Raw genomic sequence first — 11,006 nt, forward strand, 5'->3', positions numbered from 1 at the left:
GCAGCTCCCACGTCGACGGATCCGCGCCACCCCGGTTTGACCAGCTCCGCCGTAAGAGGTTACTCACGCGTACCTGCCCGCGACCAGGATCGACATGTTCGCCATCTGACTGCTGACCTCGGTCACGTAGAACGTGATCCGATCGCCCGCGTTGATGCCCGTGATCTCCAGCGGCCCAGCCGAATAGGCGTTGTTACCGCCGTTCCACGTCGCCGTGTGAATCACAGTTCCGTTGCGGCGAGTCTGAACCACCACCCGCGAGCCCGCACCCGTCGACAGATGCTCATCGGAGACCATAGTGAGGCTCGTTATCACCGCAGGAAACGGGGAGCCGAAGCCCATCGGAAGGTCGTTCACCCCGATCGTGACGGGCCCGGCCGCGAGGTAACACTCCTGGTGCCACCGCGACGGTGGCGTCGAGCCGGTGCTCGTGCCGCTGCCGAAGATCGCGTCGATGAAGGTCTTCAGCGCGTTCTGGATCACGTCCTTCTTCGGCCCGGCGTTCGCGAGGCCGTCGATGATCAGCTGCGCCGCCGTGTCGATCGCGTTCTCCGCCGCCTCCGCTGCGTCCTGCGCGACAGACTGGACATCCGACAGCGCGCTCGTGAGCCCCGCGATGTTCGCCTGCGGGATCGACGAGCCGGGCCCGAAGACCTTCCCGACCTCAGTCTCAAAGTGGTTGAGCGAGAACAAGCTCCCGACGATCCCGCGGCCGTTCATGAACCGGTCGATCACCGTCTGCACGAAATTCCAGGTGTCCGCGACACCCTGGCCCAAGTTCGACAGTGCCGGGACCAGGCCCGTGATCCACTGCTGCGGCAGGCTTTCCGCGGGCTTGCGCAGCCACAGGTCGTCGAAATGCGCGGTGCCCGCGGTACCGGCGGCGTAGCCCTCCATCCGCACGTAGCAGTACGCGGTGTTCGCCGGGGCGGTCCACGACGTCTGCATCACCGTCTCGAAGTCCGCCGACGTCGGCCCCGATGGTGTGACCTGTCCGATCAGCTGGCTGCCGAGGAGCTGGTCCCCAGCGCTGTAGGCGAGGACACGGAGCGCGACCGCTGGGCCGCCGGTGCCGGCGTAGCCTTCGAACCGCACGAACCCGCCGAGGCTGAGGACCTGCCCCGGCGCGACGTCGATCGGATTCGACGACCGCACGTGCTCCGCACCGTCGAACGTGATCATGGCCGACCCGAGCCGCGTGCGCCCGACGGTGGCATCGTGCTCGAAGCCGTCCCCAGGCGGCACCGACTCGGGCCGGTCGAACGAGCCCAGCCAATTCCGCTCCTGCCCGGCTCCGGCCCGAATGAGCTGGCCGAGCTCGACATTGCCGCCGGTGATCACGGAGATGAGCCCGCGCAGCGTGTCCACGAGCTCCCCCGGGAGCTCGCCGAACAACTTCGACGCGTCGAGGCCGCCGTCGAGACGCACGCCGGCCAGCCGGTCCTGCAGGCGTCCGAAGATCGCCGGCACACCGTCCTCAAGGTCGCCGTCGACGAGGCCGGCGAGGTGCCCGAGGAAGCTCACGGGGTTCAGGACGACGAGGCCCTGCAGGAGCTGCAGCACGTCCCCGCCCGCGGGAAGGTCGAGCTGCTCGGCGAGCGCATCGAACACCGAGTCGCCGAACTCGACGATCCCGGACAGGTCGATCCCCGTGGTCTCCCGGATGTAGGCGATGACGCCGTCACGGACCTGCTTGATCTGGCCGCGGATTTGGTCGCCGGCTTCCTCGATGACCTCGTCGAGGTTCTGGTAGTCCAGCAGCCCGCGCAGCGGGTCGCGGTCTGCGACACCGCGACGGTGCAGGTCGGTGATGCGCGGCACGTCAGCTCACCGGGTATCCGCGGATCACGAGCTGCGAGTAGCTCGCGTCGATCGTGTACGCGCCGGCCCCGGTGGTGCGGCGGGCGATCACCCACACGGTGCACGCCTGGTTCGCCGGGATCCGCCCCACCTCGGAGGTGGGGGAGACTGCGCGCATCGGCTCCGCGTCGGTCGAGAAGTGCGAACCGATCCCGACCACCGTGGTCTTGTCCAACGTGGACGGGTCGTACGGGCCGAGCGCGAAAATCGGTGCGGCCCCGGGCATCGAGGGGGTGCCGTCGTCCAGCTCCACCCGCACTTCGATCTGGATCCCGGCCAGCGACGGGATGATGCCGTTGCCGCGGTGCCACTTCACATGCCCCGAGATGTCCGTCCGCCACGCCACCGGCTGCGCCTCGATCGAGAGCTGCGCGATGATCTGCTCGGACGCGTTGTACGTGCCCCCGGCGAACGCCGCCTGCGGAATCGTCCACATCTGCGCGCCGTACGGCGACAGGTCGCCCCACGCCGCCTTCCCCTTCGTCTCATCCCAGACGATGCCCTGGCCGTCGAGCGGCGCGACGGTGCCGTCAAAGTCCACCGCGCCCTGGATCGACGCATTGTCGCCCGGCGGCCCGGGGATCAACGGCACCTTCAGGTGGTAGTGCGGCGACCCGAGCGGCCCGGACTCCTCGACGTCGATCGCACCGTACGGGGCGCTCTCCGACGCCGGCACGCCCTCGGCGGACATCGACAGGTCCGGGGTGGGGCCGGGCGGGCCCTCGATCGAGCCCTGCAGCCGCACCCACGCGGTGCCGGTCCACACGAACCAATAGCCGGCGACGTACCAGGCCTTGCCCTCGTCCGCGGCTCCGAGGCCGGTCTGGGCCGCCTTCAGCTGCGCCTCGGTGGTGTACGGGTGGCCCCACTGCTTCCGGATGATCGGCGCCGGCAGGCCCCGCTCACCGTCTTCGCCCTTGAGCGCGTTGAGCACGAGCACCGCGTCGTCGCCTTCGACGGTGAACGTGCCCACGATCGACGAAGGGTCGCCCGGCCGGCGCGCCATGATGTAGAACCGGCAGTTCACCGGCTTCTCGCCGATATACAGCGGCGCGGACGGAAGCACAGAGGTCACTGGTCCTTCTCCTTCGGGTTGGCGAGCGCATCGAATCCGGCGGCGAGCAGTTTCGCGGTGTGCCGGCGCACGTTGTCGGGGAGCCGCTTCGACATCGCCTCGGCGATCTTGCGGGCCTCCTCCTCGGCTTGCTTCTCATCGAAATCCACGGGCAGGTCCTCGCGGAGCGTCCATTCGACGGAATCGGCGAACCGGTGGTGCTCGTCGGGGACCTTCACCGCGACGATGTACGCCTCTTCCGGGTGCACACGGACCCCGGCAAGCGCGCCGTGCACGCACAGCAACCGCAAGTACGCCTCGTCCATGTAGAGGCTGGCACCGTTCGGCGCGACCGCGTCACGTAATGCGTCGGCGAGCTTCTCCGAATTCTCCGTGATCTCCTCGATCTGCGTTTTGGTGAATCGTTTCTCATACGGGAAATCGGGAAATACTTGCGTCACACCATCTCCTTTCTCAGAACATGTCTCCGGCGCTGGCGATCAGCGCAGCGAAATTGGCGACGTCACCGATCGACCGGAATGCGCGGACGATGCCTTCCTCCTCGCGGGTGTCGTCGCCGACAGTGAGGATCGGGCGGCACGGCGCGCCGCGTTTCCGCTCGCGCCTGATGCCCTTGACCTGGTCGGTGTAGAGGATCCCGTTGCGTTCGATGTTCACGCGGTGACCGAGCCCGAAGTCCTTGCCGAGGACGAACGGCGCGATATCGCCGATGTCCTGCTTGAACGACACATAGGCCTTGTTCTTGGCGTCGCCGACGGCGAGCGCCTGGAACCCGGAGACGGTGTACGCCGAACCGGACCCGGACTCGAAGTACTCGTTCCGCGCGTACGGCCCGGCCTCGATCGACGCGATAGGGTTGATGTAGTTCTGGAAGGCGAGGAAAACGTCGTCGAGTTGCCCCTGGTAGAGATTGTCGAGACCTTCCGTGCCGTACTGCTGGTACGCGCCGACGCCGTAGTTGATCACCTGCGCGAGTTGCGAAAGCCCGTATCGGATGGCGAACGTAATGGCTTGATTGAGCCATTGTGGAGATTTCCCGCCCGTCACAATGCTGACGGCGCGCCGTTTATGAATCGACATCGTGCTTTTGGCGATTCCGCCGTGCGCAGCGTCCCGGTAGGTGAACGGCGACGGTTTCGGTGCGACCATGAACAGCTTCCGGAAGAACGGTTCCGGGATCCCGTCGCCGTTTCCGTCGAGGGGGATCAGCGTCGCGCCGAGCAGATCATCGAGGGTGGCCGCGGCGAGGTTGATACCGCCGTCCAGCACCGTGCCGGTCGGGCCCTCGACGCCGGAGTGGTCCTCGTAACTGATGATCGCGCACGGCCGGGTCGGCTTGAGCTTCTCACCGAGCTCCGGGCCGAAGAACTTGGCGTACGGCGGCGGGTCGCCGGGCATCCACCAGTAGACGCGGCAGGTGACACCGGCGTCCTTGAGGAGCGGCGCCTGCACCTCCTCGAGGCTCTTCCACCGCGACGAGAGGGTGCACCAGCGGGTCTGGTCCAGCAGCGGGTTGATCGGCATGACCTGCACCGGCCAGTTGAGGATGTGCAGGTTCTCCAGCCAGGTGGTCGGGTTGATCCAGTTGCGGGGGACCGGCCAGAACCCGTTCAGCGTGTTGATCCGGAACAGGTTGAAGAACGCGGTGCTCGCGCACGTCCAGGCGGTACCGCCGCCGTTCATGAAGATCTTCGGCACCTGGGCCTGCGGAGGCATGATCGGGTTGGACGCGACGCTGATGAAGTTCAGGTGGTCCCGGAAGCTGGTGCAGCGCAGCACAAGCCGGTCCGGCTCGCCCGCCTCCTCGGTGTCGTCGAGATCGTCGATCCACCCCGCCCAACGATTCTCCCAGTCGTGCGGATTGTTCCGATCCGGATCGATCGTGATGAGCAGCGTCTCGCCGACCGGGGTCTCCTGCGTCAGCAGCCGGCGGAGCCACGCGAACCGCTCACCGACGATCGTGACCTCGCACGCCCCGACCTTGTCGTCGAGCTCCTCCCACACCGCGTCCTCGGGATCAGCGATCTCAGCGAGCAGCTGCGAGTCCTTGTCCCACACCCGGATCAGCTCCTGGAGCGGCGGGCGGTTGATGTACGCGTACCGCTGCTGCTCGAGCAGCGGCCCGACCTCGAGGACGTCAGAGGGCATGATCGAACCTCTGCGGCACGACCGCCCAGATCCGGCCACCCACCCGCGAGTGCGAGACCTGCAGCACCGCTTCGGACTGCGCCGGGATCGGCACCCGGAACCCCTGGCCCCGGAGGCGGCGAATCACCGACTTCGATCGGTCGCCGGCGTTCCCGGTGAGCATCTGCAACAGCTCGGAGTTCGAGATCCACTCCAGCCACGGGTCATTCACCGGGTCACCGGAGTCGATCGCGATGCGGTGCGTCGGGTCCGTGTCGATCAGCGTGTGCTCACCCGCGTACAGGGTGACATCGACGACGGTCTTCGGATCGCGACGGCGGCGGCGCAACGAATCCGGCAGCAGCTCACCGAGCCGGAACAGGCCCAGGACGCCCGGGAAGTCCTGATGGTCGGCGGCATCCTCTGCGGTGATCACCGCGTTCGGGCCGTCCGGCAACAGGATTCGCCCCGGCGCCTCGCAGATGAAATACGGCCACGCGGGGACGGTGCCACGGTTCACCACCCGGATCGATCCGATCTTCTGGCCCTTGTTCTGCCACATGGCGACGAAGTCCGGACGCCGCCACCGCGGGTCTCCGGACACCGCGAGCGTCAGCTCGTGGATCGACAGGTTGTTGTCGTTCGCGGTCGGGTCGTCCTCGAACGTCGTGACCATCTCGTCGCGGTAGAACGGCACCCACACCTCGCCCCACGTCCGCGACGTCACCGAGAACCACGCCGGCGTATCCGGCTTGACCCCCTCGAAGAACCGCCGCCGCGTCCCCGCCCACCCGAACTCCGAATCCTGGATCAGCAGGAGACTGAAGTGGATCTCCAGCCGGTCGTCGACCCACCGCTCGAAGAACGGCGCGTTGTTCGCGGTCTCCGACCACACACCCTTACCGGGGATCTCCCCGAGCCCCTCCACCGCGCCTGTGATCATCGCGCCCTCAGCGCCCGCATGCGGGCCGGCCAGGTGCCACAGCTCACCGTTGGCCCCGAGGATCTTCAACGTGATGTTCTCGTCTCGCAGCTGCGCCGGGAGCGCTTCCCATCGGGTGTCGGCAGGCAGGACCATTGGTCACCTCCTCGGAGTGTCAACGCCGAAGCCCCGGTCACCGAGGTGGTGAACGGGGCTTCGTGGGTCGGTTGTTCAGTTGGTCAGGAACTCAATGTTGCTGCCGAGTTCGCGCGGACTTCCTGTCGGAGTTCGTGCGCCAGATAGCAGAGCGGGCACGGCACGGTGGCGCCCACCTCTGATGGGCGACGCCAGATGGCTCGATATTCGCCGCAGTACGAGGTGCCGGGCTTTCCGGTACCGACGATGCCCCGGTCGAGGAGGTGAATCACGTCGTTCATGCCGCACCGTCCGCGGCATCGTTGAGGGCGAGCTGCGGGTCGATCGACGGCAGGCCGAGCTTGCGGCGGATGAAGTCGATGCCCGCGGGCTGGACGTAGGTGGTGTACGAGCAGCCCATCTCGCCGTTCGACCGCTCGTACTCGTGGGCCTTGACCTCGAAGTACCGCATGTACTGCTGGTACGGGGTGTTGCGCATCGCGCCCTTGGCGATGAGCACGTGAGCGTTCCGCAGGTCGCGGAAGAGCTTGTTCTGGCTGGTGCCGAGCATCTTGGCGACGGCGCCGACGCCGTACTTGCCGGTGGAGTCGAGGAAGCTGTCGAAGGCCTCCGCCTTCGGCTCCAGCTCCGCGTTCTTCTGCTCCAGGGCGAGCCGCTCGGTCTCGGCGTTCATCGCGATCTGGATGAGTTCGAGCCGGGTAAGGCTCGCACCGTCGACCGCGGGCTGAACCGCCCGAGCACGGAGGGTGTAGAACGCGGCGACCAACCTCTTCTTGAAGTTGCGGACGCGGTCGTTGTTCCGCATGTAGGTGATGAGCAACGCGGACTGCGGCTCATTCAGGACCGCGATCTCCCGCGTCTGCGTACCGCCGGCGGTCTCGAAGGGTCGGATTTCAAAACCGACCCTTCCGAACTCCTGCAGGTCGGCGAGGTTGTCGCGCACGAGGCGGATCACGGACGCGTGAGCGTTCTCGGTGCCCTCGGCGATCGCGAGGGAGGTGGTGACGGCCTCGCCGTCCACCAGAGTGACGAGCGGGGTGATACCAGAGTTGATACCATCGGACATGCTTGTACCCCTTTCAGGGTCGAGTTGTGGCACCGGTTCCGGGGGACTTTGGCGAGTGATCCCGGGGCTGGTGTTTTCGTTTGCGCTACCTACGGTAGCATGAGTTTTAGCGCGGTAAGCGTGTTCAGGGCCATTCTTTCTGTCAACGTGTCGACCGCGGGGCGCCGCTGATGATCTGGCTCACGCGGCCGGTCGTCAGCCCAAGGGCGTGACCGATCTCCGTCAGGGTCATACCCGCCTCGCGGGCGGCGAGCACAGCCTCGCGCCGCCGCTCCTCCACCAATCGGTTCAGGGCAGCCACACCGTCGGCCTGCTCGCGCACAGCCTCCAGCTTGGCCCGCGCCTCACTGTCTGTTGTCACGTCGTTCACCCTTCCGGGAGGCGGCAGGCCCTGGGCCTTGCCGACCAGCGGCTCGACCATCGCTCCGCACGACGAGCGTAACAATCTGCACACCCCAAATAGCGTCCTCGGGACATGACTTTCGTACCCTCTGCTCGGGCGCGCTCATGCCGTCGCCTCGTCCATAGTTCTCGCTGCGTAGATCTCGAACGCGGACGGGTTCGCAAGGTCGTAGCCCATCTGCGCGGCCCGGTACGCCAGGCAGCCGTCGAAATCGCGGTCCCCGACTACGGCGGCAGCCTCCGAAGCCAGCCGCTTCCCCGACTTCAGCGCCTCCTCCGGGAAGCGCCCGGTCGACTGAACTTCCCTCTTCAGGACATCCTCATCCCACCCGGTGAGGAGGGACATTCCGAGCGCCGACAGGTAAGGCACCCCATCGACCATCTCAGACACGACGCGCCAGTCCCGCCCGTCGTCAGGGACTTCGCTGTACATCCTCCCGACGTTCACGATGCAGCCTCCAGGTTCGGGAGGAGGCCGACGAGGCGGGCGAGGTCGACTGCGTGGATGGCCTTGATGTAGAGGGTCTTGCGGGCCTGCCCGTTGTTCCGACGCGGAGCGTGACGCTGCTCCTTCACGTCGAACCATGTGAACGACTGCTTCCCGGCGCGCGGCCGGTACTCGGTCTCGACGACCTTGCCGTTCTTCTTCTCCGACCACCGCTCGAAGTGCTTCGGGTAGATCAGATCCTTCTCGTCACGGAGGAGGGCGAAGACCTGCGGCCTGGTGAGCCCGTAGGTGCGGCCCCAGTCCTCGATCAGCATCACGTCGTCGCCCACGATCACGTGGGTGTTGACGTACTCCACGGCGGGGCGGTCGTGCTCGATCTGCTCCACGAGCGCGGCGTTCTTCTCGGTCAGCGCATCGTTGCGGCGCGTGAGGATCTGAAAAGCCTCGAACAGCTTCTCGTCCTCCGAGAGCTGCCGGGCCGGCGCGTCATGCTCGGCGTCGAGCAGGTAGGTGCGGACCGCGCGGGCCGTCTCGCTGTCGCGGAGCAGCATCCCCACGCGGAGCACCGCCCGGCGCGGGAACAGCGCGATCTGGCGGGCGCGCGGGTCGATCAGATTTGCGGGGTCCCCGAAGGACCTCTCAAACTCGGACCGGATGACGACGCGGTACCCGTCCGTCTCGACCTCGTCTCGGTTGTCCTTGACGAGGCTCTTGATCGCCTCGACGCCGACGCCGTAGAACTCCGCGACCATCGGCGTGGTTACGTGCATCTCGTCGGGCAGCGTGCGCAGCACGCCCACCCGGTCGAGGACGTCGACACGGCCGGCCAGCTGGTCACGCTCATCGCGAGCATCGGCCAAGGTCAGGTCTCGTCTATTGACGGAACTGTTATCGTTACTCATCGGAACTCCTTCACAAGTTCTTCAAGGCCCTCACCTGTTGGCGCAGATGGGGGCCGTTCCTATGCCGCTGACGCAGCCTTTCCGGTCACGCCTCGTCGGTCCATCTCCTCGTCGACCACCGCGCGCACCAGCTCGCGGAGTGCGATCGTCTGCCCGTCGGCGTCGTAGATCGGGTCGCGCTCGAGGACGCTCACCGGGCAGTGCAGGCCGGCGGCGATCTTCTTGAGCTGCGCCGGGTTGGGCCACCGGTGCCCACCCTCGAGATCCGAGAGGTACGAGAGGGAGACGCCGCTGTTCCGGGACAGTTCCGCGAGGGACTGCCCGTCCTTCGTTCGGATGACGCGCAGCTCCTGCCAGACGCCGAACTCGCTGATCCGCTTCTTCGCCACTACGCCTGCACCTCCTCGATGAAGATGGGCAGCTGGAACTGCGCGTTGAGGATCCGCTGCCGGGCGTCGGCGATCATCTGGACGATCTGCCGGAAGTGGGCGGGGTGGAAGTGCCAGGCGGTCCCGGTGTGGTGGAAGAAGTGCTGGTACTTCCGGTGTGGTGCACCGTTCTGCTTGAGGATCCCGGCGTCGCGGAGCGCGCGGCCGAGTGTCGCGGGGTAGAAGTCGAATCCGACCTGCTGGCGGATCTGCGCGCACATCTCGTCGGCGGACCAGGTGGCGAACTGGTCGACGGTGTAGCTGCCGCGGAGGCGGATCGACGGGAGCACGTCGTGGAAGACCCACCGCTGGAAGCGGATGACGCCGGCGCGGATGACGGGGTCCTTGACGCGACCGGCCTGCCGCTGGCCGACGATGCGGTAGAACCCGGCCTCGGTGACCCACCAAACGCCCTGGTCGCCGGGGGTACGTTCTAGTCCGTACCCCTTGACCAGCACTTTTTCGTCGTCGGCGAGCTGCCGGACCATGTCGAGTGCGTCGCGGTGCCCGAGGTAGCGGGCGAGGGTCGGACCTTGGACCCTGAACGTGTCGCCGTCCATCTCGATCGGGAGATCGAACTCGGGGTTGTGGAGCAGTAGCTCGCTCACGGCGGCACCTCCTCTCTGTGTGTGAACCAGGCAGGCCTGGTTCACATCAAACTAGTGCGTACGTCTGCGCACGTCAAACAACACTCCAGCGAACGTGCTCAATAGCGCCCCGACCAGGGCTGTTCGATAGTCACGTCGGTGTGACTGCGAACCCTCGAGGAAGGTGCGCAGGTTGGACTTCGCACCCGATCGGGTGCAACGCTGGATACGTGAGCGAACCGACGCAACCACCGGAAGCGGAGTTGATCGAACGTCTGCGCACCGAGGCGCGCCCGAAGCTGTCGGTGCGTAGCGCAGCCCAGCGGGCTGGGATTTCCGACTCGCGCTGGCGCCAGATCGTCCGCGGGTACCGCCAGGAAACCAAGGACGTCGCGGTCCCCGTGCGGGCGCCCGGCGATACGTTGGCCAGGATGGCGCGCGTAGTCGGTGCAACGCCCACGCAGCTTCGGGACGCCGGCCGCGACGACGCCGCCGACGAACTAGAGCTGTTGCTCCAAGCTCCAACCACCGCGCCCGCACCGGACGAGGGGCGCGACCCCCAGGACCTCGGGATCGGGCCACGAGGTTCCCGCCCCCGCGGCGCCTGGGAGCTCGGACCCGACCTGATGGTCCAGCTTGCGCTGGAAGCCGACAACGTTGAGTTCATGGCGGCAACCAGCATGGGCCATGACGAGGAGGATGACATCGAAGACGTCATCAGCGACCTCGACAGCCTCGTCGACGCTGTCGAGGACCTCGTCAAGGTCGCGACGACCGTCGCGGAATTGGGCGTTGGTGGTCGACCGCACCTTGCGATCGAGAAGCAACGCGAGCTTGAGCGACGAAAGGCAGCGCGCGCGGCGATGCGCCGACGAGCCGCGGAACTGGGACGAAGTCTCAGCACCCGCCGGCAGGCACCCCCCGCCGACTCCCCAGCGCAGGACGACGCGAGCAACACGCAGAAGGACGCCTAGACCATCCCCCGCGGGTACGAATGCCCTCCTTTCCGGCATCCCTGCCTAAACCGGGCTGT

General features: G+C 66.8%; 13 protein-coding genes. 1 reads left to right on the forward strand and 12 read right to left on the reverse strand.

Translation table 11 applies throughout. From position 1 onward, the window contains the following. Window positions 1-63: 63 nt before the first annotated feature. The 12 genes from AC21LY_RS01940 to AC21LY_RS01995 all read right to left on the reverse strand — a co-directional run bounded on the left by AC21LY_RS01940 (window position 64) and on the right by AC21LY_RS01995 (window position 9,994). Complete coding sequence (locus AC21LY_RS01940; RefSeq protein WP_489044454.1) at window positions 64-1,821, reverse strand: hypothetical protein; 1,758 nt, start codon at window positions 1,819-1,821, stop codon at window positions 64-66. Window position 1,822: 1 nt separating this feature from the next. After that, entirely contained in the window at window positions 1,823-2,935 is a 1,113-nt protein-coding gene (locus AC21LY_RS01945; RefSeq protein WP_489044455.1) for a phage tail protein, read from the reverse strand. After that, window positions 2,932-3,375, reverse strand: coding sequence for a phage gene 29 protein family protein (locus tag AC21LY_RS01950; protein WP_489044456.1), 444 nt, complete (start codon window positions 3,373-3,375; stop codon window positions 2,932-2,934). The genes AC21LY_RS01945 and AC21LY_RS01950 overlap by 4 nt, the downstream gene beginning before the upstream one ends. Window positions 3,376-3,388: 13 nt before the next feature. Next, window positions 3,389-5,083, reverse strand: coding sequence for a Gp37-like protein (locus tag AC21LY_RS01955; protein WP_489044458.1), 1,695 nt, complete (start codon window positions 5,081-5,083; stop codon window positions 3,389-3,391). Continuing rightward, the gene (locus AC21LY_RS01960) at window positions 5,073-6,140 is read right to left on the reverse strand and encodes a hypothetical protein (RefSeq protein ID WP_489044459.1); all 1,068 of its coding nucleotides are present in this window, start codon (window positions 6,138-6,140) and stop codon (window positions 5,073-5,075) included. The genes AC21LY_RS01955 and AC21LY_RS01960 overlap by 11 nt, the downstream gene beginning before the upstream one ends. An 83-nt stretch (window positions 6,141-6,223) precedes the next feature. Next, window positions 6,224-6,421, reverse strand: a complete 198-nt coding sequence (locus AC21LY_RS01965) for a hypothetical protein (protein ID WP_489044460.1) — start codon at window positions 6,419-6,421, stop codon at window positions 6,224-6,226. After that, window positions 6,418-7,206 carry a phage antirepressor KilAC domain-containing protein gene (locus AC21LY_RS01970; protein WP_489044462.1) on the reverse strand — a complete coding sequence of 263 codons (789 nt, stop codon included), beginning with the start codon at window positions 7,204-7,206 and terminating at the stop codon, window positions 6,418-6,420. The genes AC21LY_RS01965 and AC21LY_RS01970 overlap by 4 nt, the downstream gene beginning before the upstream one ends. 142 nt (window positions 7,207-7,348) lie before the next feature. Then, window positions 7,349-7,567, reverse strand: a complete 219-nt coding sequence (locus AC21LY_RS01975; protein ID WP_489044463.1) for a sigma factor-like helix-turn-helix DNA-binding protein — start codon at window positions 7,565-7,567, stop codon at window positions 7,349-7,351. Between the two features lie 144 nt (window positions 7,568-7,711). Continuing rightward, a complete protein-coding gene (locus AC21LY_RS01980) occupies window positions 7,712-8,056 on the reverse strand; it encodes a hypothetical protein (protein WP_489044464.1) in 345 nt (114 codons plus the stop codon). Then, the gene (locus AC21LY_RS01985; protein ID WP_489044465.1) at window positions 8,053-8,958 is read right to left on the reverse strand and encodes a phage antirepressor KilAC domain-containing protein; all 906 of its coding nucleotides are present in this window, start codon (window positions 8,956-8,958) and stop codon (window positions 8,053-8,055) included. The genes AC21LY_RS01980 and AC21LY_RS01985 overlap by 4 nt, the downstream gene beginning before the upstream one ends. A gap of 59 nt (window positions 8,959-9,017) precedes the next feature. Then, window positions 9,018-9,347 carry a helix-turn-helix domain-containing protein gene (locus AC21LY_RS01990; RefSeq protein WP_489044466.1) on the reverse strand — a complete coding sequence of 110 codons (330 nt, stop codon included), beginning with the start codon at window positions 9,345-9,347 and terminating at the stop codon, window positions 9,018-9,020. Next, window positions 9,347-9,994 carry a BRO-N domain-containing protein gene (locus AC21LY_RS01995; RefSeq protein ID WP_489044467.1) on the reverse strand — a complete coding sequence of 216 codons (648 nt, stop codon included), beginning with the start codon at window positions 9,992-9,994 and terminating at the stop codon, window positions 9,347-9,349. The genes AC21LY_RS01990 and AC21LY_RS01995 overlap by 1 nt, the downstream gene beginning before the upstream one ends. Before the next feature lie 209 nt (window positions 9,995-10,203). On the opposite strand from AC21LY_RS01995, the gene AC21LY_RS02000 reads away from it, so the two are divergent. Further along, window positions 10,204-10,947, forward strand: a complete 744-nt coding sequence (locus AC21LY_RS02000) for a hypothetical protein (protein WP_489044468.1) — start codon at window positions 10,204-10,206, stop codon at window positions 10,945-10,947. Window positions 10,948-11,006: the final 59 nt, after the last annotated feature.

This window comes from Tsukamurella sp. II2bb (genome assembly GCF_057815145.1).